The organism is Rhodococcus sp. GB-02 (assembly GCF_053470465.1).
The window spans coordinates 1,406,293-1,429,164 of sequence record NZ_JBPUKE010000002.1; the positions used below are offsets into that span (position 1 = coordinate 1,406,293).

Genomic DNA, 22,872 nt, shown 5'->3' on the forward strand with positions numbered 1-22,872 from the left:
CTCAGATGTTCACCACCCGAACCGCATTCGGCATCGTCTCGGCGCTTCTCCTCACCGTTGCCGGCGCAAGCGCGTGCAGCAGCTCCGCCGAGTCCGAAACCGCTTCTGCAACTCGCTCCGTCACACACGAACTCGGCACCGTCGAAGTTCCGGCCTCACCGCAGCGCATTCTCGCGCTCGACGAGTACGCGGGGCTGAGTGCACTCGCACTCGGCGTGAAGCCCACCGTCGTCTACAGCACCCTGCGATCGGACGTCGCCAAAACGATTCTGCGCGAGCAGGGCGTCGAAGTTCTCGACAAGCCGACTTTCTTCGCCAACCCCGCCGTCGAAGAGATCGCGTCCGTCGAACCCGATGAGATCCTGATGAGCAATGCCGGTCCACTACCGAGCCTGTTCGCACAGATCAATTCCGTGGCGCCAACCTTGGTCCTCCCGTACTCGGCGCCGTGGCGTGACGTGCTCGAACAAGCTGGGGCACAGCTCGATCGAGGCAGCGAAGCAACCGCCATGATCGGAAAGCTGGAATCCAGCCTCGAAGACGTCAAGTCCGCGTCTGCCGGCCAGAGCCTTGCGATCCTTCTCGGCTACAGCGGAAACCTGTTCACCGTGCCACCGACCACTCCCATCTCCACACTCGTCACCGAGGCCGGATTCACCAGGCCGGTATCGGAAGTCAACGCGACCAACAATCAAGACACCGGCACGATTTCGCCCGTCTCACCTGAACTCCTACCCGAGCATGCGGCGCAGACCGTCGCCGTACTTTCCGGGCAGCAGTACGACGCATCTATCGTGCGAAACACTCCACTGTTCGACAACCTGACACCCGATCCGGCGCACGCATTGGACGTCAGCGGTGATCTCTGGTTCGGCAGCCACCCTTTTGCCATCTACTGGATCATCCAGGATCTGGACGGCATCGCACATGGCAAGGGGCAGAACAGCATCGGAACCCTCGACAGCGCCGACGCGCGATGGGCGGCGTTCAGCGCGCTCTGACGTCCTGACGGAAGGTCAGCGGAGAAACACCCACCCGGGTGGCGAAGAACTTTGTGAAGTTCGCAGAATCGTCGAACCCCAGCTTCGACGCCACCTGGGTGACCGTGTCCGTGCCGAAAGACAGCAGACGTTTCGCTTCGAGCACCACACGCTGATCGATGTACTGCTTTGCCGTCATTCCGGCAGCAGCTCGGGTAGCTCGCAATACAGTCTTCTCGGAGTACCCGATCTTGTTGGCGTACTCCGAAACCGAACGGACCGTGGCGAAGTCACGTTCGACAACGGCATGAAACCTTTCGAACACGTCATTGTGTGCCAGCACGGAACTCTGTTCCTGTCTACCGAGGTGGGTCAGTTTCAACAGAATTGCCGTCAGCGTGTGCCGCAGAATGGCCGCGCGAACGACGGGCGCGGAAGTATCCGGGCAGCCGTAGTTCAGGTTCAGGTGTTTCATACCTGTGCTGATGGTCTCGAGGTTCTCGCCGGACAACTGCCACGCTGCCTGCCGACTGTGAGCGTTCCCGTCCAACAACTGCTGGCTGACGGCATCGAGCGACGAGGGTGTGAACAGAACGACCATCGCCTCGAAATCCTGGATTCGCCCCCACTGTTGCACCTGCCCCGGTCTGACCCAGAACACGGTCCCCGGGCTCACCGCGTAGTTGACGAAGTCGATGGTGTGTAGTGCCGAACCCTCGGTCACCAGTGCGAGTAAGTGAAACTGCGGGCGTTGGGGTCCGACGAACTCTGCACTACCCCCGTTGATGCGAATGGTGTCCAGGCTGAGTACTTCGATCTCGGTCGCGTCAGCCACCGAAGACGCGTACCCGACGTCCCGGACGGGTACTTGTCTGTTTTTCACTAGTTCGGGACTCATCTTCACCGTGACCGAATACCCGAATGCGACATACCGTCAGAGTATCAATCAGTTCGCGCTCGGATAGGAACCAACAATGCAACCAACAGGCTCGAAAACAGCAGGCAAAACGCAACTCACCTACGTCTTCGACGCCTATTGCGGGTGGTGTTTCGGCTTCGGCCCGGCGTTGACGGAACTCGTCCGTCAAAATGCCGATTCCATCGACTTGTCCGTGGTCAGCGGCGGGCTGTTCACCGGTGAGCGCGTCGCACCCATGTCTTCGGCTCCGTACCTGAAATCAGCCAACGCCACCATCGCAGCCCAGACGGGCGCTGTCTTCGGTGACGGATATTCACAACTGGTGACTGACGGGCGGTTCGTCATGGATTCGACGGATGCAGCGATCGGACTCGCCGCGCTGCGCGAGCAAGATCCGACACGCGCACTCGACATCGCGGAGGCCATGCAGATCGCGTTCTACCGAGACGGCCGCAGTCTCTCCGATCCCGAGACCTACCGAGCCGTGGCGAAATCGCTCGGACTCGACCCATCTGCCGCAGTGTCTTCCCTGTTCACCGCCGCTTCGAAGGACGCCGCCCGCGCGGATTTCGCCCGTGCACGCAGACTCGGTGCTACTTCGTTTCCGACGCTGTTGTTCCACGGGAGCGACGGGTCCGTCGTGAAATTCGGTTCTCCGACCAGTACAGCGGCTGATCTCACCCGCGACCTGAACACGTGCGTGCGGGCGTATGCGGTGGCTTGAGCCCCCGCCTTCCGAGCGAAAGGTACGTTCAGCGCCTTCAGTACGCCGAACGTACCTTTCGCTCAGCGTGACTTCACCCAAATCACTCCGGCCCCCCTTCTGGTTTGATGAACACCGAACGAATCGCACCAAAGGGGAACGACAGTGGTTTCAGATCCGATCACGGGCCTGGAGATGGAACTTGCCGACATGTGGCAACGAGGACGCGCCCAGGCGCGCACCTATGCGCGTGCAATTCATCCCAAACTCGATCCGGCGCTCTACCCGGTTCTTGTCATCCTGAACCGTTCCGATGCCGTGCGGATGTCTGACTTGATCTCCACGCTCGATATCGAGAAGTCCACCCTGACCAGGCAAATTGATGCCGCAGCTCGGCTCGGCCTGGTGGAACGGATCCCCGACCCCGACGACGCTCGCGCGAAGCTGGTGACCCTGACCCCTGAGGCTCGGACGAAGCTCACGACGATCCGCAATCATCAGATCGATCGTTGGCGCGCCCGACTCGCAAAATGGGAAACTGACGACATCACTACGCTGACGGCCTTGCTGCACCGACTGGGCAGTTCCGAGGACTGACAACAAAGTAGTTGTGCAGTGCAACCAACTTGATCTATAGTTGCAAATATCAACTATTCGAGGAGGTGGCCGTGATCACTCACGACAGTGCCGAGGCAATCCTCGACAACCTTCGCGCCCTCGTCCGGCGCCACCGCGAGGTTTCGTCGACCGGCTCACGCCAACTGTCCCCCGACATGTTGCCGGACCCACTGGGCGCCCTCCTCTCGCAGTTGTCGGCCGCAGATTCCACGAGATCGACGGATCTGGCGGAAAAGTTGAGAGTGACAGTCTCGACACTGAGCAGACAGATCACACACGCCGAATCTTGTGGATACATTCAGCGGCGACCGGACCCGGATGACGGACGGGCAACGCTCCTGTCCTTGACTCCACTCGGCGTCCGGACCCTGGTCTTCCATCGCCGCGCCCAGGCGCAGCGACTCATCGACCATCTCGACGGATGGACCGAAGAGGACGCCGTCGACGTCGCATGTGCACTCGATCGACTACGACGCTCGACCTGCCCAGAGTCCCACGCGGCGCACTGACCGACGCTGCACGATCAGATCGAATCATTCTCCGATGCAAGGACATTCATGAGTTCTTTCACGTCTACCGACGTTCCACCATCTCAGTCATCGACCGATGCGCCGATGACCCACAAGCAGAAGATCGAGGCACTTGTCGGGCTCCTACTCGGCATGTTCGTCGCATTCCTGTCATCGACGATCGTCTCGAATGCACTCCCCACCATCATCACCGAACTACACGGCACCCAGGATCAGTACACCTGGGTCGTGACGGCAACGCTGTTGGCTTCCACCGCAACAACTCCCATTTGGGGCAAGTTCTCGGATCTGGTGAGTAAGAAGCTATTGGTCCAGCTGTCCATCACGCTGTTCACGATCGGCTCGATCCTTGCGGGCATGTCGCAATCGGTCGGCATGCTGATCGGTTTCCGCGCTGTTCAGGGACTGGGCCTCGGCGGCTTGCAAGCCCTCGTGATCATCGTGATCGCGGCGATGTTCAGCCCGCGTGAGCGTGGCCGATACCAGGGACCGATCGCAGCCGTCATGTCCGTCGCGACAGTCGCCGGCCCACTGATCGGCGGCCTGATCGTGGACACTAGTTGGCTCGGCTGGCGCTGGACGTTCTTCGTCGGCGTGCCGCTGGCAGTCATCGCATTGATCGTCGTGCAGCGTACGTTGAACCTCCCGATCGTCAAGAAGGACGTCAGCATCGACTACGTCGGTGCAACCCTCATTGCCGCCGGTGTCAGCACTCTTTTGATCTGGGTCACTTTGGCAGGTAAGAACTTCGAGTGGGCTTCTGCGATGTCGTTCTTCCTCGTCGGACTCGGCGTGGTGCTGCTCGCCGCAGCACTGTGGGTGGAAAGCAAGGTCAAGGAACCCATCATTCCGCTCCGCCTCTTCCGAGATCGGACTACCACGCTGGCGACGCTGGCAAGCATCGCCGTCGGCGTCGCAATGTTCGGCGGAGCAGTGTTCTTGGGTCAGTACTTCCAGATTGCCCGCGGCTACTCTCCCACTGCCGCAGGTCTTCTGACACTGCCCATGGTGATCGGTTCCATGCTCTCCGCCGGCCTGTCCGGGGCAATGATCACGAAGTTCGGGCGCTGGAAGGGCTTCCTGATCGCCGGTGCCGTCGCAATGTCGGCAGGCTTCTTCCTCCTCTCGACCATCGATCACGCGACGCCGATGTTCTGGGTCGGACTGTTCCTCTTCGTGCTCGGCGCCGGGATGGGCATGGTGATGCAGAATCTTGTTCTCGCAGTTCAGAACACCGTCGCGCCTAGCGATCTCGGCACCGCAAGTTCGACGGTCTCGTTCTTCCGCTCACTCGGCGGCGCGGCAGGCGTGTCCGTCCTCGGCGCAGTGCTCTCCACTCACGTTGCAGATCTGACGACCAAGGGCCTCAGCGCAATCGGGGTCGATCTGAGTGCCTCCGGAGAGTCCGGCGCAGGGCTGTCGAACCTCAACGAACTACCCGAAGCGATCCAGGATGTGGTCCGCGCTGCGTACGGCGATGCCACCGCACGGGTCTTCCTCATCGCCGGAATCCTGGCTCTGTTGAGTCTGATCGCGATCGCCTTCATCAGGGAGAAGGCGCTTCGGACGGAAAGTGGTGACGAGCAACTCCTGGCGAAGATCGCCGTTCCCGGTGAGATCGATTCCGACACCGTCGATGCCGAACTTGCGCTTCTGACCGAAGGTGACGACGAGTTGCAACGACGAAAGTAGCAACCCAGAAACAGTTCCGCGTACCGTCCGGGTGATTCCGGCGGTACGCGGAACTGTATGGGCAGCTGGGTGCGTCAGGTCGCAGCGATCACGCCTGCGACCGGGATCCGGCCGAGAACTGCAACCCGGAAGTCCACCATCGCGCGTTCCACGTGATTGGCGCTCGAGACCACAACCACGCCCGTTGCTCCTCGATCGGCGAGAATCCGCGCAGAGTTGAGCGCGTTCTCCACCGTGGACCACGACGTTCCTTCTTCGGTGATCCGGCCCGGGTCGACGCCGTTGGCGACGAGCCACTCGCGCATCGCCCTGGCTTCCGTCACTCCGGCCTTCGGGGCCCCACCGCTCGTGATGATCGGAGACTGCGGGTACTGACGAGCCAGCTGCAGCGCCGCCTGAAGTCGGTCGACCAGCATCGGACGCATCGTGCCGTCGTCGAAGAGGCCGGCGCCCAAGACGACGATGTTGGTACCCACCGGGTTGAGGTCGAGCAGCACGGGCGACTGGCGCGTCAGCGTCTCAGCACCCGTGCACGCAAGGATGAGAGACCGCACCGGCGTCTGGCAGCCGCCGACAGTCGACAAGATACCGTTGACGACCGTGGTCGGTGTGATGTCGGCGCTCGCTGTCGCCGGCGAAAGGCCCACGCCAGCTGCGGCGATCACCGAAGCAGCGATCAATCCCTTCGTCACAGACCTGCGAACATTTGCCATGTAGCCGAACCCCCAGATTGTCGGTTGTCCAGCACACGGTAGCGAACATTTCGCCACGGTTGCATCATTTGACTCAAATTTACTGTTCACTGACCGTCACACAGACTAAACATAAATATTGGGCAACAATTCGGGTTCGAAACCGTCATCTACCAGCATCTCGAATCTACGCGCCCGCCGCATTACCTATCTGAGCAGCAGCGTCACCGAGAAGGTTGACAACGCTGAACGGCAACAACTCGTCGTTACAGATCACGATGTTGCATCCAGGTGTTCCCGCCCGCCCCATCCCGACCAGGGTGTCGAAGATCAATTCAGGGTTCGCGAAACCGACAAGCTCTGCCGGGTCGTCGACGAGCGGACCACTCGAACCGTGTATGGGTGGCCCCGCATACAGCGCCTGGCCATGTGCCCCGGCCGGATCGCCAGCCCTCCGGCTCGTTCACCGAGAACCGCAGACGCATCACATTCGGGAAGAGTCCGCCTCCATTCCGATTGCGCGACGCGCTCCCAGCGCCATGGCGACTTGCACGAGATCCTTCGGAGACGAAAGATCAAGTCCTGTAAGAGAACTTGCCTTTCGTAGGCGGTACACCACTGTGTTCGGATGTACATGTAGCTGCCGGGCGGTGGCGGCTCGATCGAATCCGGAGTCGATGAAAGATTCGAGCGTCTCGAGTACCGCACTATCGGACTCCAACGGCAACAACACATCTGCCAGTATCGGTAGGGCAGCGCTGGGCCGCGTCAATTGGTACTCGACTGCAAGATCTTCGAGACGGACTACGCCACTGGTACGTCCGTACTTTCGGGCGACGTCCAGCACCTCGCGCGCCTGAGTCACGGCTGCAGGAACTGCGACCGGTGCGGCGAGATGTACGGCGGCCACTGTGGATGCACCGATCACCTTCTCGAGGTCCCCCAACCGTCGACACAGCGTCAGGTACTGCGGGCTCGACGCCCAGTTTCCCCCTGCTGGTTCCGATTCCACAATAGGGATCAGCACGGCTCCTCCACTGCTCCCGAGCACTCCGAGGGCTTTGTCCCGCCCCACCTGATCCAGCTCGCGTTGCAGGTGGCGCACCTTTCTCCGCTCCGCGACGGCAGTGTCCACCTCGGTCGAGGACTCGTCGTCGTTCCGCTCGACGTGCAGCGCCACCACCCAGTACAGGCGCGCCAACCTGATCCCCACCTCGTCGGAGACTCGATCCACATCGACACCCGTCGAAAGCGCTACGAACAGCGACCTTCGCGCCGAATCCTCGTCCGTCTGGGTGGCGTGGTCGGAACCGTAGCCGGCAAGAACCGCGGACGTGGAGGCCGCGGTGTATGCATTCAAGAGTCGTCCGGTGCGGGCAAGTGCGACACCGTCTTCCGGAACTGCCCATTCGCTGATCGTCTCCCACCACAACCCTGCTGCCAGGTGATATGCGCGCAGCACCTCGCCGAGCGGAACCAATTCCTGCGCCCGTTGACGAGCCGATTCGCTGATGTCGGCGAGCAACTCGGGCGCCAGATCTGCGCCCGTCCGGAGCATCGAGATGAACAGTTCCAGGTTTCGCCTCACGATAGTGGTGACGTCGTTACGCAACGCCTCGTCTGGGAGCAACCGGTAGAAGGTGACGTCGCGGTGAACCAGGTCGACCGTCGCCATGACCAGCGGATGGGTGCGTTGCGCCAAGCGATCGGCCAGAGATCTGCCACCAACCGCTATCGGCTCGAACGGCAAATCTTTGTTTCCAGACACAAAACCCTCCACAGAATTGAATTGCCACCACAAGGTCGACCTGCCTTTTTCCTATCACTATGTAACCCACGCCACTCTCGAATTCACAATCGGTGGCGTAACTGGAAGTCTCACTTTCGACCAATAGGAGCCTCGAGTGACGTGGAAGACGCGCAGCGCAGCCCTTCTGGCAGGCGTCGTCACTGCCGGTTCGATCGCCGCCATCGGGACCGGCGTATCGAGCGCCGAGACGTCTGACAGTGCTGTCCAGTACGTCGCGCTCGGCGATTCCGCGGCGGCCGGCCCGCTGGTAAACGCACAGGACTCGTCGTCCCCAGGCTGCCTACGATCACTCGACAACTACCCTTCCGTAGTGGCGCAAAGACTCGGCGCTCAACTCACGGACGTGACCTGCTCGTCGGCGCGATCCGCCAACGTCACGGACACCGCACAATCGACGTTCTCCGGTCAAGTACCGCCGCAGGCAACAGCATTGGGTCCTGACACCGACCTCGTCACCATCACCATCGGCGCCAACGACATCTCGTTGTTCCCGACAGTTCTGAGCTGTGTCAATCCACTTCCCGAACCCACCGGAACCTCCTGCCGTGACAAGTTCACCGCGGGTGGCGTAGATCGACAGCGACAAATGATCGAAAATGCCTCCGCAGGTTGGAGTTCCATGATCGAATCGGTTCGCGACCGTGCACCATCGGCGCGCATCGTCGTGATCGGGTACGGGACATACATCGCCACCGGCGGATGCCCCGGCACCCAGCCGTTCTGGCCGCGCGACGCCGACTATCTCCAGAGTGTGATCGACTACGGCAACACTGTCATGGCAGCGACCGCTGCCCGTCACGACGTCGAGTACATCGATATCACCGAAGCCACTGCCGGACATGACATCTGCACGGATCCGTCAACCGCGTTCTACACCGGAATCGTCCCGACCCAGCCGGCGGTTCCACTGCATCCCACCGCAGTCGGAATGCAGGCCATCGGCAACGCCGTCGCCGACGCGCTGTCCTGAGCCCCTCCCCAGCACAATTCATTCAGCACTCGCGAAAAGGGTGGAACAACCATGTCAATTCAACGAGACGCTCCGCCGCTGCCGTCAGTCGACGGCGCCCCTGTCGGAACCCGTGACAAACTTCTCGGCGGCACACTCGTCGCACTGTTTCTCGCAAACATGCTCAACTTCTTCGATCGGGCGATCCCCTCGGTCGTCGCCGAGCCGATCAAGAACGAGTTCTCGCTCAGCGACTTGCAATTGGGATTGATCACCTCTGCCTTCACCCTCGTGTACGCGATCGCCGGACTGCCGCTGGGCCGGTTGGCCGACACGAAGAACCGTCCCAAGATCATCGGGATCGGACTCCTGGTGTGGAGCGGACTGACGGCAGCAACCGGTGCCGCCGGCAGCTATGTGCTGTTCATCCTCGCGCGTCTAGGCGTCGGTGTGGGCGAAGCGACCTTCACACCCGCAGCCAACTCGATGATCGGTGATATCTATCCGGCGGAGCGACGCTCACGCGCACTTGGTGTCTTCATGCTCGGTTTGCCAATTGGCCTCATGCTCGCCTACTTCACCGTCGGCAAGATCGCCGAGGCATTCGACAGCTGGCGTGCACCGTTCTTCCTCGCGGCGATTCCCGGTGTCCTGCTGGCAGTCGTGCTCTACCGCATGGCAGATCCGGTTCGTGGTGGTTCCGAAAGTCCGGAGGCCCGCGCAGCCGCTGTTTCACAGGCACCGATCACCCGTCCGATCCGTCGCCTGCTCGCAATTCCCACGCTTCGTTGGCTCATCCTTGCCGGGCTGACGTTCAACTTCGCCGCCTACGCAGTGAATTCGTTTGTCGTTCCGCTGCTCATGCGCCAGTACCACCTGAAACTGACTGCTGCGGCATCGGTCACCGGCATCATCGTCGGTATCACCGGTCTGATCGGATTGGTTCTCGGCGCCAAGTACGCCGACAAGGCCAGCGCACGCTCGCCGCGCGCACGGTTGATGATCGGTGTCGGAACCTCGGCATTGGCAGCACCTTTCACGGCACTGGCGCTGTTGCAGCACGGCAATAACGTCGTGATGTTCACTCTCTTGTTCTCAGCCGGCTGGTTGTTGGCCTACGGCTTCTACATCAGCGTCTACCCTGCCATTCACGACGTCGTGGTTCCCAGGCTCCGCGGCACTGCGACGGCGTTGTTCTTCGCTGCCATGTACCTTCTCGGCGGATTCTCGGGACCGGTTGCCGTGGGTGCGATCTCGGACTGGTTTGCCAAACGCGCGCTTGCCGATGCCGGTACAGGGAAGTTGGCTCAGTACGCCGGCGACGGGCTGAACTCGGCCATGTATCTCGTGCCGATCATGTTGGCACTCACCGCGGCATTCATCTACCTGGCTACCCGCACTGTCGGCAAGGACTCAGCGCGCATGCAAGCGGAGCTGAGCCAAGCCTGACCGACGAGTTCACGGGCGGTGGCGGGACCCCGAGGCCCCGCCACCGCCGAGTTCAGTTGACCGTAATCGCCAGAGTCGACAGCATGGACCGCAACATGTCCGGCAAGCGAGCGATCATTCTCTGCCGTGACCGAACATCTGGGCCACCGGGCCGAGCGCCGAGAACAACGCGGGGTCGCTCCGGTTGCCACCGGTCCACTGATGACTGGGCGCGCAGTTCGCGCCCAGGCTGTCGTTCGCCTCGGCGTACCCGATGATCTTGCGTTCACCTGGTGCAGTGCCGTCCTCGGGGATTATCAGAATCCCGGTGCTGATCACCTGCCGACCGAAGTGATCAGTGGCCGTGTACATGAGCTGGTGAGCCGAAACGACGTCCGGGCGGACCTGGTAGACCTGAACGCTCACCGGACGCGCCTTGAGAAGAGTGCCTGGGGCGGTGCCGGGCTCGATTGCAGGCTCGTCGAACCACGGATCGTCTGACGAGAGCCCGAGGGGAGTCAATTCGGTCGAGATGTCGGCGCCCTGAAGTGCCTTCACGACCAACGGGTTGGACACGCCGGCCAGGTCGACAATCTCCTGCGCACCAGCCGGCGACCCCACCGCAAACAAGGCCACTGCCAGGGCCGATGCCGTTCCGGCGCGCCATGACCACCGTCGCCACGTCGAGTCAAACATCGTTCACGGGTTCCTCACTTTCGGGTAATGAGCACCCCTGCATTCCCATTCACCTGCATTAACAGACAAGTCGGGCACCGATCCGTTGGCCGAAAACCTCGATCGGGCTTAGGCTGACGGCACCTGTCCGGCAAGTCTGGCGTGGGAGGTTTGTCTGTGAGTGCACCGACCCGTGTATCGCGAGCTACCGGCGATTCACTCCAAGCTCGACCGCGGCCGTCCAACATCACGTGCAAGATTCTGATGGCCGTGACAGGACTGATCTTCGCCGCTTTCGTTCTCGTCCACATGATCGGAAACCTGAAGGTCTACACCGGTGCCGATCACTTCGACGACTACGCACACTGGCTACGAACGGTGTTCGAACCCTTCCTGCCCTACGAGGGACTTCTGTGGATTCTTCGCATCGTCTTGCTCGCGTCATTGGTCGCACACGTCTGGTGCGCCTGGCTGCTCACCGCCCGCGGACGCCGAGCGCGAGGAAAATTTCGACGTAAAGGCTTGGGAATCAAGTCCTTTACAGCGCGCACGATGCCCGTCACCGGAGCAGTGCTGCTGCTATTCATCATCTTCCACATACTCGATCTCACGACCGGAACCCGACCCATCGGCAGCAGCGAGTACGAAGCGGCCACGCGCACACAGAGTTACGCATACGACAATCTGGTCGCCAGCTTCGAGCGTCCACTCGTGGCGGCGTTCTACATCGTCGCGATGGCTCTACTGGCAATGCACCTCGCGCACGGACTCTGGAGTGCGGTCAACGATCTCGGTGTGACCGGTCAACGGCTGCGACAGATTGCCGTTGCACTCTCCGGAATCTTTGCGCTCGTCGTGATGGTCGGAAACATGTCGATCCCCATCGCAGTGATGACCGGCGTCATCTCGAAGACAGGAGCGTCATAAGTGAACAGCTTCGAACTCGAAGATCTGCGCATCATCGGGGCGCCGGTGGACGGTAAGGTCCCGGCCGGCGATCCGCAGACCGCCTGGCCCACCCGAAAACTCGACTACAAGCTCGTCAGCCCACTCAACCGGCGCAAGTTCACGGTCATCGTCGTCGGTACCGGCCTCGCCGGCGCGGCCTGCGCCGCCTCCCTCGGCGAACTGGGTTATCACGTCGAGTCCTTCACATTCCACGATGCACCCCGCCGTGCACACAGCGTCGCCGCACAAGGAGGCATCAACGCCGCTCGCTCTCGAAAGGTGGACAACGACAGCCTTGCCCGCTTCGTGAAGGACACCGTGAAGGGCGGTGATTTCCGGGGCCGTGAGGCCGACTGTTTCCGTCTCGCCGAAGAATCCGTACGCGTCATCGATCACATGAATGCCATCGGGGCACCGTTTGCTCGCGAGTACGGCGGCACTCTCGCCACTCGATCGTTCGGCGGCGTACAGGTGTCGCGCACCTACTACACGCGCGGGCAGACAGGCCAGCAGTTGCAGATAGCGTCGTCGCAGGCACTGCAACGTCAGATCGCAGCCGGAACGGTCAACCTTCACACCCGAACCGAGATGCTCGATCTCATCGTTTCAGACGGCCGAGCACAAGGGATAGTCACACGCGATCTCGTGACCGGTGAGATCGGCGCCACCACAGGCCATGCCGTCGTACTGGCATCCGGCGGTTACGGCACCGTGTTCCATAAGTCCACACTTGCGAAGAACTCCAACGCCACCGCCGCATGGCGAGCGCACCGACGCGGCGCCCTGATGGCTTCACCCTCGTTCATCCAATTCCATCCGACGGCACTTCCCGTCAACTCCGAGTGGCAGTCGAAAACCATTCTGATGAGCGAATCCCTGCGCAATGACGGTCGGATCTGGGTACCGGCCAGGCCAGGAGACGATCGTGAGCCCGGCGACATTCCCGAAAATGAACGCGACTACTACCTCGAGCGTAAGTATCCGGCGTTCGGGAACCTCTCTCCCCGCGACGTCTCGTCACGGGCCGCCCGCGAGCAAATCGACTCCGGTCACGGCGTCGGCCCTCTGAAAAACAGTGTTTACCTGGATTTCCGCGACGCATTGGCACGGCTCGGCCGTAAGACCATCGAGGAGCGGTACGGAAATCTGTTCTCGATGTATCGCGATGCCACCAGCGAAGACCCGTACACGGTGCCGATGCGCATCGCCCCCGGAGCCCACTTCACCATGGGCGGACTGTGGAACGACTACGACCAGATGACCTCCATCCCAGGCTTGTTCGTCGGAGGCGAGGCGGGCTGGGGATATCACGGAGCCAACCGCCTCGGCGCCAATTCGCTGCTCTCGGCCTGCGTCGACGGCTGGTTCACCCTCCCGTACGCGATTCCGAATTATCTTGCGCCGCTACTCGGATCCACTCCACTCGAACTGTCCGATCCCGCTGTGACGTCGACGCTCAGTGACGTGAGTGGTCGGGTGGACCTGCTGCTCTCGGTCGGCGGGACACACGGTCCCGACAGGTTTCATCGACAACTGGGCGAGATCCTCTATGCGGGTTGCGGTGTCACCCGAGCGGCCGAGGGCTTGACCAAGGCCATCTCCGAAATCCGAGCATTGCGAGGCGATTTCTGGTCGAACCTACGAGTTGCCGGCAGCGGAAACCAGTTCAACCAGGAGCTGGAAAGGGCCGGCAGGGTGGCCGATTTCCTCGAGCTTGCCGAACTGATGTGCGTCGATGCTCTCGATCGTGACGAGTCCTGTGGAGCGCACTTTCGTGCCGAACATCAAACTCCCGACGGCGAAGCGCAACGAAACGATCAGGACTGGTGCTTCGTCTCCGCGTGGGAAACCGCCAAGGACGGCAGACATATTCGACACGACGAGCCGTTGTCCTTCACCGCTGTTCCACTGCAGACGAGGAACTACGTATGAAAATCACCGTGGACGTATGGCGCCAGTCCGGACCCGAATCGCCCGGTACATTCGACACCTACCAGGTGGACGACGCGACAGTGGAGATGTCGCTACTGGAGCTCCTCGATCGACTCAACGACCAACTCGTGGAGAGTGGCAACGAACCTATCGCCTTCGATTCCGACTGCCGAGAGGGGATCTGCGGGTCCTGCGGCATCACGGTCGACGACATTCCCCATGGGCCGGTTGCGAACACTCCCACATGCCGTCAGCACCTACGAAGCTTCTCCGACGGTGACCGAATCAAACTGGAGCCGTTCCGCTCCGCAGCCTTTCCCGTGGTCCGAGACCTCGTCGTCGATCGTTCGGCGCTCGACCGGGTGCTCGAAGCCGGTGGATACGTTTCGGTCAATGCAGGAGCCGCGCCGGACGCAGACAGTCAGCCGCTCTCGCATCAAAGTGCCGAAGCTGCACTGGACTTCGCCGCGTGCATCGGCTGCGGCGCTTGCGTGGCAGCCTGCCCGAACGGTGCCGCGCACCTCTTCACCGGGTCCAAACTGACCCACCTGTCTCTCGTCACGCAGGGCCGCAACGAGCGTGGCAAGCGGGCCCGAGCAATGTCGCACCAGATGGAGGCCGATTTCGGGCCGTGCTCGACCTACGGTGAATGTGCGGAAGTATGTCCCGCGGAGATACCGCTGACCGCGATTGCCGCTGTCAACAAGGAATCGATGCGATTCGGATTGCGGCGCAAGGACAACTGAGCCTCACCAGGCGCCGATCAGCTTCATCCAGGCACCGCCGATGATCGTCCAGATCAGGATGATCACGACGCTCATCACGAAACCGATCCGGAACCACTCCGAGGTCTTGATGTATCCGGAACCGTAGATCACTCCGGCCGGACCGGAAGCGTAGTGCGAGATACCGCCGAACAGGCTGCCGATGAAGCCGAACACCAGGGCCGAGAACAGCGGCGGTGCACCGGTTGCCACCGCCGCGCCGAGAAACACCGCGTACATCGCGACGATCTGCGCAGTGTTCGATGCAAACAGATAGTGCGCGTAGAAGTAGACCAAGGTCAGGATCGCGAAAGCCCAGATCCACGGCAAACCGTCGACGCTCGAGGAGACCTGGGTTCCGATCCACGAGATCACGCCGAGTTCTTCGAGATGGCTTGCCATACCGACCAGAACGGCAAAGAACACGAGCGTCTGCCAAGCCCCGGTGTCGTGGACCAGGTTATTCCACGTCAGCACCTTGGTCACCAACAGGATGCCGATTCCGACGAATGCTGTTGTGGTGGCATTGACGTTGAGCTGCGAGCCCAGGCACCAGAGCACCAGCAGCAGAACGAAGGTGGCGGCCATGATCTTCTCGTTGCGACTGATCGGGCCGGCCTTGCGGAGTTCCTCCCTGGCTTGCTCGGGCGCCTTCGGTGTCTTCAACATCGTGGGCGGGAAGATCTTCGACATCACCCACGGAATTGCGATGAGGCTCGCAATTCCCGGAACCGAGGCTGCGAGCGCCCATTTGCCCCAGGAGATGTCGATGCCGATCTTGGCAGCCGCATCGACGGCGACGGGATTACCCGCCATGGCGGTGATGAACATCGCCGAGGTCACGACGTTGACTTGCAGCGACGTGAGCAGCAGATATGCTCCGAGTTTCTTGCGAGAGGCCTCGGGCTCGGGATTGGAGTCCTCCAACTTGCTCAGCGAGACGATGATCGGATAGACGACGCCACCCGCACGGGCGGTGTTCGACGGCGTCGCCGGAGCAAGTATCAAGTCCGTCAACGCCATTCCGTACGACAATCCGAGGCTCGACTTACCGAGTTTTGTCACGAACATGAGTGCAACCCGTTTGCCGAGTCCAGTGACCAGAAAGCCTTCGGCGATGAAGAACGATGCGACGATCAGCCAGATCGTGGTGTTACTGAAGCCGGACAATGCTTCTGTCGGCGTCTCGGTCTGGGTGATCATGGCGATCGACAGGCCCACCAGCGCCACAGAACCCGTCGGCAGGGGTTGCAAAATCAAGGCCACGATGGTGCCTACGAAGATTCCGAGCATGTGCATGCCCTTGGGATCCACACCGTCCGGAACAGGCATGAAATAGATGATCAAGCCGAGGACGACGGGCACAGCAGCCGGGTAGTACCGCCTGAGCACCGATTGTTTCGACGGCTCCGTCGGCTGTGTCGTCTCAGAAAGAGACTCAGTGCTTTCGGATTTGGCCTCGGACATCTGCATCTCCTCGACTTGTCGCCCCAGGTGATCGCCCCTGATGATTGTCCCCCAAACATCAGGTTTTCGTGCGGTCAATCCAAGTTCAAGAGAAATTGCCCGGAAGTACGACAGTTGTCCTTACGAGGCGCTGCCTCCGATGGACGCTTCAGTGGGAGAATGCCCATCTCTCTCCAACGATTGCGCCAATCGATCACCAGAGACGCCGGCGTGCCGCACGCTTGAATCTCGGAGAGTTGATCAACTTGCCTCTGCGAAAGGGATTCGTTGGCAGGATGTTTGGGTCAGGGCTGCGTGGATTGCCGACCCCGACCGGACCTTCGCGTGTGATGTGATCAGATTCTGAAGCATGACGGCCGGCAGGTAGACGCACGAATCGAGAAGGTTCGTATCGGGCCGGCGACTGGTGGCGCCATCTATTGTCGGGAGTGTGACGGAATCCGACGCCCACGAAGACTCGGCTGAATCGACTGAATCGACTGTGGCTGACCGCCGGAGAAAACGCCCACTGTGGCGTGAGATCCTGATCCTCGTTGTCGTCGCACTTGTGCTCAGTGTTGTCATTCAGAACTTCGTCGGACGCATATTTCTGATCCCGTCGGAGTCCATGGAACCGACGCTTCACGGATGCACCGGCTGCACGGGAGACAAGATCCTCGTCGACAGGATCAGCTATCGATTCGGAAATCCGCAACCTGGGGATGTGGTCGTGTTCAAGGGACCCGAATCCTGGAACGACGAGTATCAATCGATTCGATCCGACAATTCGGTGGTTCGCGCGTTTCAGGGGCTCGGGTCTATCGTCGGCTTGGTCCCGCCGGACGAAAACGACCTCGTGAAGCGGGTAGTCGCGGTTGGAGGCCAAACCGTACAGTGCCTGTCCGAGGAAGAGGGGCTCAGAGTGAACGGCAAGCCGCTGACGGAGCCGTACATCGACGATCGCATCTCGGGTAACGGTATTCCTTGTCAGGGACGATATTTCGGTCCGGTCACCGTTCCCGACGGGAATCTGTGGGTGATGGGCGACAACCGCGCCCATTCGAAGGATTCACGATTCCATCTCGATGACGAACGCAGCGGAACGGTGCCGATCGACAATGTCATCGGCAAGGTTCAATTGATCGTCCTTCCCTTCTCGCGGTGGGGAACTGTGAGCTCGTTCGATCCGCAGTAACAGTTCGAATCAGCCCGGTAGCCCGAATCTTCGTACGGCACAGTCGACATCACTCCGCTTTCGGACGATCATCGAGCGCACCTGTTGCCGAGGCTAGGAGAACCACATGCGTGCACGACGCATCACCGCCAATCTCAAAGTCGCCGATGTCGGAACCGCCAAGGGTTTCTACTCCGACTATCTCGGCCTGAGCACCGAAGAGTTCAACATGGGGTGGGTTGCTCGCTACACCTCTCCCGACACCGGCGCGAACGTACAGCTCGTCACGCACGACGCCACTGCCGCCGAGGACTCGGCCATCTCCGTCCACACGGACGACGTCGACGGCGCCTACGAAGAGGCCCGAAGGCTCGGCTACGAAATCGTACACCCCATCACGACCGAAGAGTGGGGTGTTCGCCGATTCCTCGTCCGGGCACCCGACGGCAACGTCGTCAACATCGTGCGACACCGGGACTGATCACCGGGAAGACCCCATTCGACGTTTTAGGTCATTTGACCTAGAGTTGAGTGCATGACCGATTCATTGCAGTATTCAGCCGACGGCCCGATCCTCGTAGCAGGCGGATACGGAACCGTGGGCAGCGCCCTGACCACCTTGCTCGCCCCTGACTTCCCGCTACTCCTCACCGGACGCACCCCCGAGCGAGGCAACGAACTGGCCAGCCGTCACGGCGCTTCCGTTCGTCGTTGGGACCTCATCGACCCGACCCCCTTCGACGCGTCGGTACGCGCAGTCGTGTCGACGGTCAACGATCCCCATGACCGCGTGTTGTCCGCGGCTGTCGAGGCCGGAATCCCCTACGTGGATATCACTCGCTGGACATCCCGCGTCGCTCGCGCCGCCACTCTGGCGGGTCAGATGTCGCCGAGCGCACCGGTATACCTCTCGTCCGGATGGATGGGCGGAGTCACCAACATCGTCGCCGCAGCGCTGGCCGAGGAACTGGGCGGCGCGAACACGATCGACGTCTCGATTCGCTACGACGTCAACGACATTGCCGGGCTCGACTCCGTCGACTTCATCGATCGTCTCGGCCAGGATTTCGAGGTGATGCAGCAAGGAAACCCGATCACCGTCAGCCCGTTGACGGATACACGCTGGGTCGACTTCCCCGGATCGCGCACCAAGGTCGGAAGAATCGACACTCCGGAACAATTCACGTTTCCCATGACCCTGGGTGCCGAAACTGCCAGTACTCGAATCGGTTTCAGTTCAAATGCGTCCACTACCGCCCTGCTTGCCGCAAAGAAGGTGGGTCTGTTCCGTTGGGGTCGCGGCGATCGCTTCACGCCGCTACGACGCGGACTCCTGTACTCGCCCGGCAAGGGCGGGAGCGCGCAAGTACGCATCGATGTCACCGGCCCGCGCGGCACGACAAGCGCAACGATCGTCGACCCGCAGGGCCAGGCTCACCTCACCGCGGTGGGCGGCGCGCTCGCGGTCAGACGCGCCTTGGACGGCGATACTCGGCCGGGAGTTGCTTTCCCCGAGTCGCTTCCGAACCCGCGCAGCACCGTCTCCGAGTTGGAGAACTTCGGGGTGGCAGTATTGCGGGCATGACCCCCTCCAAGGGTGCCGCCCGGGCGGCAGCACTTCTCGACGCAGCAGAACAGGTCCTCACCACGCAGGGCAATGCCAACTCGGCAATGCGCGATTTCGCGGCCGCGGCCGGAGTGCGGGTGGGGCACCTGCAGCATTACTACCCCACCCGTGCGGATCTGATCCGCGCAGTGATGTCACGTGCATTGACCCGTTCACTGGATCGCCTTGCCGTCGTCACCGATACGGATCAGAGTTTGTCCCGCGAGGAATCCGAACACTTCATCGCAGTCCTGCTCGGAGAACAGGACGACGAGGCAACAGTGCGCTTGTACGTCGAAGTGTGGGCGATTGCTGCGGCAGACGAGGAAGTGGCTGTGGTGGTTCGAGACTTCTACGCGCAGTACATCGCACACGTGGAGCGCGCTGTTGCGTGTGCACAACCGGATCTGGATGCGGTGGACCTCAGCGCAACGGCCCAGACCATCGTGAGCCTGCTCGAAGGTTCCGCCGTTCTCCGCTCGGGAATTACCGGCCGAAAGTCCGAGGCTTCGGACCGAAAGCTGGTGAACACGCTCCAGTACCTGATTCACGGGTCCTGACTCGGACGTATCGTAAAGCCCATGAGCGTTGCAAACGAATGGAGCCGAATCGAAGCGTGGTGCCGTACACACGCACCGGTGACGGCTGCAGCGTTTCAGCCAGGGCTCGGTGACGCCGTTATCCAAGAATTCGAGGCCTCGACCGGCGTCACCTGGCCTCAGGAACTTCGCGACCTGTACCGGGTGCACAACGGCAGCCTGACCCACGACGACCGGACGGGACTCTTCCTCGGCAGCGTGCTCCCCGACAAGTTCTTCTACCCCATCGACGTCGCAACCGAAGTTCGTCTCACTCTCCTCGAAACGTGGGACGAGACGATCTACGAGAATCCCGACCTCTATGCCGAGGACGAGATGGATCGACACGATCAACGCGACGCCGGCACTGCCGCAACCATGTTCATCCCTTCGTTCATTCCCTTTGCCGGGCTGGACGAGTACCACTACTTCGTGGACACGCGCAGCGGCGCACTCCATCATTGTGTGACCGAGTATTCGTCCGATGCCACCGACAACGGCGGGCCGATCTGGGCGTCCATCTCGGTCATGCTGGCCGCCCATGCCGCTGCGTTGGAGTCAGGATCCACGATCGGAGTGTGGAAACCCGTTGTCAGCAAGGGTGTTCTGGAATGGGAAGTCGACGCATGACGCCAGAGCGGAACCCGCACCGACGCCCCCTCGCCGACGGGCGTCAGATCTTCTACTTCGACGATGCCGGCCGTAATCGCGCCCACACCGCACGAGATACCCGCGAATTGCCGACGCTCGACCACTCGTCTCGGATGAGGTACGACGTGCTCACCGGCGAGTGGATCACCGTGGCCTCCCATCGCATGACACGGACCCATCTCCCCTCCACTGCCGAATGCCCGTTGTGCCCGACCACCGAAACACGCACGCCTACAGAAATACCCGATGCGGACTACGACGTCGCCGTGTTCGAGAATCGGTTTCCGAGCTTTGCGTCGGCACCCCAGGATGCCGCTTACAGTCCCGGAGACGGTTTGGGTGATCGACCAGCGGTCGGCCACTGCGAAGTGATGTGTTTCTCGAGCGATCACACGGCGTCCGTGGCCGAACTTCCGCTCGAACGCATGCGCACGATTGTGGGCGCATGGATTTCTCGGACCGAAGAGTTGTCGGCGGATCCAGTTGTGGAACAAGTCTTCTGCTTCGAGAACCGCGGCGAAGAGATCGGGGTGACACTCACCCATCCGCACGGACAGATCTACGCGTACCCGTATGTCACGCCACGCACCCGATCGATGCTGACGCAAGCTGACAAACACTTCGAGCGCACCGGTCGCTCACTACTCGCCGACGTTCTGGCGTTCGAGCGAGAGGACCGGACCCGGTTGATCTACGACGGCGATCACTGGAGCGCCTATGTCCCGACCGCCGCACGATGGCCCATCGAGATTCACCTGGCACCGCATCGCGACATCCCGGACCTTCCCTCGTTGAACGACGAAGAGCGCGAGGAACTTGCGGTCGTCTACCAAGATCTCCTGCGCCGTGTCGATCGCTTCTATCCGGGCGTCGACCGGGTACCGTACATCGCGGCCTGGCACCAAGCTCCCGTCCGCATCGACCGACCTCTGGGTCGACTGCATCTTCAGCTGTTCTCGATCTTGCGCGCACCAGGCAAACTCAAATACCTCGCTGGGTCCGAGTCCGCCATGGGCGCCTGGGTGAACGACGCCATTCCCGAGGCAGTCGCGGCCCGCCTACGGGAGTTGAAATAGTGGATCCAGTCTCGAAAGAATCCGTGCTCCAACAGTTCCACGACACCTACGGATATCCGGCAACCGGGGTCTGGGCGGCGCCCGGTCGAGTCAATCTCATCGGCGAGCACACCGACTACAACAACGGCTTGTGCTTGCCCGCCGCTCTCGAGCAGCGAACACTGGTAGCCGCCGCGCTGCGCAACGACAGGACCGTGCGCGTACACAGTCGGCAATCCGACAAGACATACTCCGGGTCCGTCGGCGACATCGCAGCTGGATGGGCCGCCTACCCCACGGCCGTCATCTGGTCGCTGGCGCGCGAAGGTCTTCCCCTCGGTGGAATCGATCTGACAGTCGACTCGTCGGTACCGGTCGGGGCCGGACTGTCGAGCTCCGCTGCCCTCACCTGCTCTGTTGCGTTGGCCGTCAACGATCTTCACGGTTCGCCGTTTACCCGAGATCAGCTGGTGAAGGTTTGCATCCGAGCGGAGAACGAGGGCGTCGGCGCACCGACCGGCGGGATGGACCAAACCATTGCCCTCTTTGCCAGACCCTCGACTGCGTTGCTGCTGGACTGCCAGGACGGATCCACCGAACCCATTCCATTCGATCTCCACAATGCCGGCTTCGAACTGATCGTCGTCGACACTCGGGTCAAACACTCGCTCGCGGACGGACAGTACGGGTTGCGCCGCTCCCAATGCGTCGACGCTGCAAAGGCTCTCGGCGTCGGCAGCTTGCGAGAGGCTACTGCAGACCAAGCCGAGACAGTGCGAGATCCGATCCTCCGGGCGCGGGCACGGCACGTCGTGACCGAGATCGAGCGGACACGGAAAACCGCAGAACTTCTGCGCAGCAGCAGATTCAGTGACGTCGGAAAGCTGTTCGACGAATCCCATGCGTCGTTGCGTGACGACTTCGAGGCCTCGTGCGAAGAACTCGACGTCGCCGTTGCCGCAGCACGACGCGGCGGTGCGATCGGCGCCCGGATGACCGGCGGCGGATTCGGAGGCTCGGCCATCGCGTTGGTTCCGGAAGGAAGCGGTGCGGAGGTCACCGCGTCGGTGAACCGCGAATTTGCAGCGCGAGGCTGGCGAGCACCCCACTTTCTCACCGCCGTTGCCGGGGGTTCGGCCACCCGGTTGTGAGCGAACGGTACGTTCAGCGCACGGACGGCGCCAAACGTACCGTTCGCCCCGGTTGGGGCACCTCGAGATCCCCCTCACATAAATAGTCATCTCAGATGCGAATTATGTAGGTTCAGATCATGCAACTGACGCAGTTCACCGATCTGGGATTGCGCGTCGTCATGCGGTTGGCCGTACTCGACGCGGATGCCTCCCCCAGTACCCGGGATGTTGCGCAGCAGCTCAACGTGTCGTACTCCCATGCCACCAAAGTGGTTACACGGCTCGGCGAGTTGGGCATCGTCACAACCAGACGTGGCCGCGGCGGTGGGCTTTCCATCACCGAACTCGGCCGCACCGCCACCATCGGCTGGCTGGCCCGACGCCTCGAAGGGCCAGGCGAGGTCGTCGACTGCGAAGGCGACAAGCCGTGCCCACTGCGCGGCGGTTGCCTCCTTCGAAGTGCATTGCGTGACGCGCAGGAAGCGTTTTTCGTCTCACTCGACGCGGTCACGATCGAAGACGTCATCCGTCAGCCGTCCAAGACTGTTCTGCTTCGCCTCACCACTCGGAGCGACGAAGCAGGCTGATC

Annotated in this window: 24 protein-coding genes; 18 read left to right on the forward strand and 6 right to left on the reverse strand. The window is 61.5% G+C overall.

The annotated features are described in order from the left end of the window. The first annotated feature begins 5 nt into the window (after window positions 1-5). Window positions 6-1,001 (forward strand): ABC transporter substrate-binding protein, encoded by a 996-nt coding sequence (locus ACSW29_RS19980; RefSeq protein ID WP_317826027.1) that lies wholly within the window; start codon window positions 6-8, stop codon window positions 999-1,001. On the opposite strand, the gene ACSW29_RS19985 is transcribed toward ACSW29_RS19980, so the two are convergent. Beyond that, window positions 988-1,815 (reverse strand): helix-turn-helix domain-containing protein, encoded by an 828-nt coding sequence (locus ACSW29_RS19985; protein ID WP_448278101.1) that lies wholly within the window; start codon window positions 1,813-1,815, stop codon window positions 988-990. The two genes, ACSW29_RS19980 and ACSW29_RS19985, sit on opposite strands and share 14 nt — an antisense overlap. 139 nt (window positions 1,816-1,954) lie before the next feature. Between ACSW29_RS19985 and ACSW29_RS19990 the strand changes: the two genes are divergently transcribed. The 4 genes from ACSW29_RS19990 to ACSW29_RS20005 all read left to right on the forward strand — a co-directional run bounded on the left by ACSW29_RS19990 (window position 1,955) and on the right by ACSW29_RS20005 (window position 5,442). Then, the gene (locus tag ACSW29_RS19990) at window positions 1,955-2,623 is read left to right on the forward strand and encodes a DsbA family protein (protein ID WP_317826029.1); all 669 of its coding nucleotides are present in this window, start codon (window positions 1,955-1,957) and stop codon (window positions 2,621-2,623) included. Window positions 2,624-2,767: 144 nt separating this feature from the next. Further along, window positions 2,768-3,199: a MarR family winged helix-turn-helix transcriptional regulator gene (locus ACSW29_RS19995; RefSeq protein WP_019745731.1), complete on the forward strand. Its 432-nt coding sequence runs from the start codon at window positions 2,768-2,770 to the stop codon at window positions 3,197-3,199. Window positions 3,200-3,270: 71 nt separating this feature from the next. Continuing rightward, on the forward strand, window positions 3,271-3,729 hold the full coding sequence (locus ACSW29_RS20000; RefSeq protein WP_448278102.1) for a MarR family winged helix-turn-helix transcriptional regulator: 459 nt from the start codon (window positions 3,271-3,273) through the stop codon (window positions 3,727-3,729). Window positions 3,730-3,777: 48 nt separating this feature from the next. Continuing rightward, window positions 3,778-5,442, forward strand: coding sequence for a DHA2 family efflux MFS transporter permease subunit (locus ACSW29_RS20005; RefSeq protein ID WP_411742518.1), 1,665 nt, complete (start codon window positions 3,778-3,780; stop codon window positions 5,440-5,442). A 74-nt stretch (window positions 5,443-5,516) separates the two neighbouring features. Here ACSW29_RS20005 and ACSW29_RS20010 read toward each other — a convergent pair whose 3' ends face one another. From ACSW29_RS20010 to ACSW29_RS20020, 3 genes are all read right to left on the reverse strand, one after another. Beyond that, the gene (locus ACSW29_RS20010) at window positions 5,517-6,245 is read right to left on the reverse strand and encodes a YdcF family protein (RefSeq protein ID WP_019745734.1); all 729 of its coding nucleotides are present in this window, start codon (window positions 6,243-6,245) and stop codon (window positions 5,517-5,519) included. Between the two features lie 76 nt (window positions 6,246-6,321). Continuing rightward, entirely contained in the window at window positions 6,322-6,468 is a 147-nt protein-coding gene (locus ACSW29_RS20015; RefSeq protein ID WP_448278103.1) for a hypothetical protein, read from the reverse strand. Window positions 6,469-6,618: 150 nt separating this feature from the next. Then, a complete protein-coding gene (locus ACSW29_RS20020; protein ID WP_317826032.1) occupies window positions 6,619-7,902 on the reverse strand; it encodes a PucR family transcriptional regulator in 1,284 nt (427 codons plus the stop codon). Between the two features lie 136 nt (window positions 7,903-8,038). Here ACSW29_RS20020 and ACSW29_RS20025 point away from each other — a divergent pair, with 136 nt between their 5' ends. Together ACSW29_RS20025 and ACSW29_RS20030 are read left to right on the forward strand one after the other, a co-directional pair. Then, window positions 8,039-8,914 carry an SGNH/GDSL hydrolase family protein gene (locus ACSW29_RS20025; RefSeq protein WP_317826033.1) on the forward strand — a complete coding sequence of 292 codons (876 nt, stop codon included), beginning with the start codon at window positions 8,039-8,041 and terminating at the stop codon, window positions 8,912-8,914. 51 nt (window positions 8,915-8,965) lie between these two features. Further along, a complete protein-coding gene (locus ACSW29_RS20030; protein WP_317826034.1) occupies window positions 8,966-10,342 on the forward strand; it encodes a spinster family MFS transporter in 1,377 nt (458 codons plus the stop codon). 114 nt (window positions 10,343-10,456) lie between these two features. Here ACSW29_RS20030 and ACSW29_RS20035 read toward each other — a convergent pair whose 3' ends face one another. Continuing rightward, window positions 10,457-11,017 carry a hypothetical protein gene (locus ACSW29_RS20035; protein ID WP_448278104.1) on the reverse strand — a complete coding sequence of 187 codons (561 nt, stop codon included), beginning with the start codon at window positions 11,015-11,017 and terminating at the stop codon, window positions 10,457-10,459. A 156-nt stretch (window positions 11,018-11,173) separates the two neighbouring features. Between ACSW29_RS20035 and ACSW29_RS20040 the strand changes: the two genes are divergently transcribed. The 3 genes from ACSW29_RS20040 to ACSW29_RS20050 are packed head-to-tail and all read left to right on the forward strand — an operon-like array spanning window position 11,174 to window position 14,622. Continuing rightward, window positions 11,174-11,923 carry a succinate dehydrogenase cytochrome b subunit gene (locus tag ACSW29_RS20040; protein ID WP_317826036.1) on the forward strand — a complete coding sequence of 250 codons (750 nt, stop codon included), beginning with the start codon at window positions 11,174-11,176 and terminating at the stop codon, window positions 11,921-11,923. Further along, the gene (locus ACSW29_RS20045) at window positions 11,924-13,876 is read left to right on the forward strand and encodes a fumarate reductase/succinate dehydrogenase flavoprotein subunit (RefSeq protein WP_448278105.1); all 1,953 of its coding nucleotides are present in this window, start codon (window positions 11,924-11,926) and stop codon (window positions 13,874-13,876) included. It begins immediately after the preceding gene. Then, a complete protein-coding gene (locus tag ACSW29_RS20050) occupies window positions 13,873-14,622 on the forward strand; it encodes a succinate dehydrogenase/fumarate reductase iron-sulfur subunit (RefSeq protein WP_448278106.1) in 750 nt (249 codons plus the stop codon). The genes ACSW29_RS20045 and ACSW29_RS20050 overlap by 4 nt, the downstream gene beginning before the upstream one ends. Before the next feature lie 3 nt (window positions 14,623-14,625). Here ACSW29_RS20050 and ACSW29_RS20055 read toward each other — a convergent pair whose 3' ends face one another. Beyond that, complete coding sequence (locus ACSW29_RS20055) at window positions 14,626-16,107, reverse strand: anion permease (RefSeq protein ID WP_448278107.1); 1,482 nt, start codon at window positions 16,105-16,107, stop codon at window positions 14,626-14,628. Window positions 16,108-16,537: 430 nt separating this feature from the next. On the opposite strand from ACSW29_RS20055, the gene lepB reads away from it, so the two are divergent. From lepB to ACSW29_RS20095, 8 genes are all read left to right on the forward strand, one after another. After that, the gene (lepB, locus tag ACSW29_RS20060; RefSeq protein ID WP_448278108.1) at window positions 16,538-17,281 is read left to right on the forward strand and encodes a signal peptidase I; all 744 of its coding nucleotides are present in this window, start codon (window positions 16,538-16,540) and stop codon (window positions 17,279-17,281) included. A gap of 106 nt (window positions 17,282-17,387) precedes the next feature. Further along, window positions 17,388-17,741 (forward strand): VOC family protein, encoded by a 354-nt coding sequence (locus tag ACSW29_RS20065; protein WP_230817305.1) that lies wholly within the window; start codon window positions 17,388-17,390, stop codon window positions 17,739-17,741. 54 nt (window positions 17,742-17,795) lie between these two features. Beyond that, complete coding sequence (locus ACSW29_RS20070) at window positions 17,796-18,845, forward strand: saccharopine dehydrogenase family protein (protein WP_230817304.1); 1,050 nt, start codon at window positions 17,796-17,798, stop codon at window positions 18,843-18,845. Further along, window positions 18,842-19,426 carry a TetR/AcrR family transcriptional regulator gene (locus tag ACSW29_RS20075; RefSeq protein WP_095972813.1) on the forward strand — a complete coding sequence of 195 codons (585 nt, stop codon included), beginning with the start codon at window positions 18,842-18,844 and terminating at the stop codon, window positions 19,424-19,426. The genes ACSW29_RS20070 and ACSW29_RS20075 overlap by 4 nt, the downstream gene beginning before the upstream one ends. Window positions 19,427-19,447: 21 nt before the next feature. After that, window positions 19,448-20,074: an SMI1/KNR4 family protein gene (locus ACSW29_RS20080; protein ID WP_448278109.1), complete on the forward strand. Its 627-nt coding sequence runs from the start codon at window positions 19,448-19,450 to the stop codon at window positions 20,072-20,074. After that, a complete protein-coding gene (galT, locus tag ACSW29_RS20085; protein WP_317826041.1) occupies window positions 20,071-21,171 on the forward strand; it encodes a galactose-1-phosphate uridylyltransferase in 1,101 nt (366 codons plus the stop codon). Before ACSW29_RS20080 ends, galT begins: the two co-directional genes overlap by 4 nt. After that, the gene (galK, locus tag ACSW29_RS20090; RefSeq protein ID WP_317826042.1) at window positions 21,171-22,301 is read left to right on the forward strand and encodes a galactokinase; all 1,131 of its coding nucleotides are present in this window, start codon (window positions 21,171-21,173) and stop codon (window positions 22,299-22,301) included. Before galT ends, galK begins: the two co-directional genes overlap by 1 nt. 119 nt (window positions 22,302-22,420) lie before the next feature. Next, the gene (locus ACSW29_RS20095) at window positions 22,421-22,870 is read left to right on the forward strand and encodes an RrF2 family transcriptional regulator (protein ID WP_042446409.1); all 450 of its coding nucleotides are present in this window, start codon (window positions 22,421-22,423) and stop codon (window positions 22,868-22,870) included. Window positions 22,871-22,872: the final 2 nt, after the last annotated feature.

Excerpts from the sequence above, each read along its gene's own strand:
- ACSW29_RS19980 (WP_317826027.1), top strand. The coding sequence starts at position 6 with ATGTTCACCACCCGAACCGCATTCGGCATCGTCTCGGCGCTTCTCCTC.
- ACSW29_RS19990 (WP_317826029.1), top strand. The coding sequence starts at position 1,955 with ATGCAACCAACAGGCTCGAAAACAGCAGGCAAAACGCAACTCACCTAC.
- ACSW29_RS20005 (WP_411742518.1), top strand. The coding sequence starts at position 3,778 with ATGAGTTCTTTCACGTCTACCGACGTTCCACCATCTCAGTCATCGACC.
- ACSW29_RS20030 (WP_317826034.1), top strand. The coding sequence starts at position 8,966 with ATGTCAATTCAACGAGACGCTCCGCCGCTGCCGTCAGTCGACGGCGCC.
- ACSW29_RS20035 (WP_448278104.1), bottom strand. The coding sequence starts at position 11,017 with ATGTTTGACTCGACGTGGCGACGGTGGTCATGGCGCGCCGGAACGGCA.
- ACSW29_RS20050 (WP_448278106.1), top strand. The coding sequence starts at position 13,873 with ATGAAAATCACCGTGGACGTATGGCGCCAGTCCGGACCCGAATCGCCC.
- ACSW29_RS20055 (WP_448278107.1), bottom strand. The coding sequence starts at position 16,107 with ATGTCCGAGGCCAAATCCGAAAGCACTGAGTCTCTTTCTGAGACGACA.
- ACSW29_RS20065 (WP_230817305.1), top strand. The coding sequence starts at position 17,388 with ATGCGTGCACGACGCATCACCGCCAATCTCAAAGTCGCCGATGTCGGA.
- ACSW29_RS20070 (WP_230817304.1), top strand. The coding sequence starts at position 17,796 with ATGACCGATTCATTGCAGTATTCAGCCGACGGCCCGATCCTCGTAGCA.
- ACSW29_RS20075 (WP_095972813.1), top strand. The coding sequence starts at position 18,842 with ATGACCCCCTCCAAGGGTGCCGCCCGGGCGGCAGCACTTCTCGACGCA.
- ACSW29_RS20080 (WP_448278109.1), top strand. The coding sequence starts at position 19,448 with ATGAGCGTTGCAAACGAATGGAGCCGAATCGAAGCGTGGTGCCGTACA.
- galT (WP_317826041.1), top strand. The coding sequence starts at position 20,071 with ATGACGCCAGAGCGGAACCCGCACCGACGCCCCCTCGCCGACGGGCGT.
- ACSW29_RS20095 (WP_042446409.1), top strand. The coding sequence starts at position 22,421 with ATGCAACTGACGCAGTTCACCGATCTGGGATTGCGCGTCGTCATGCGG.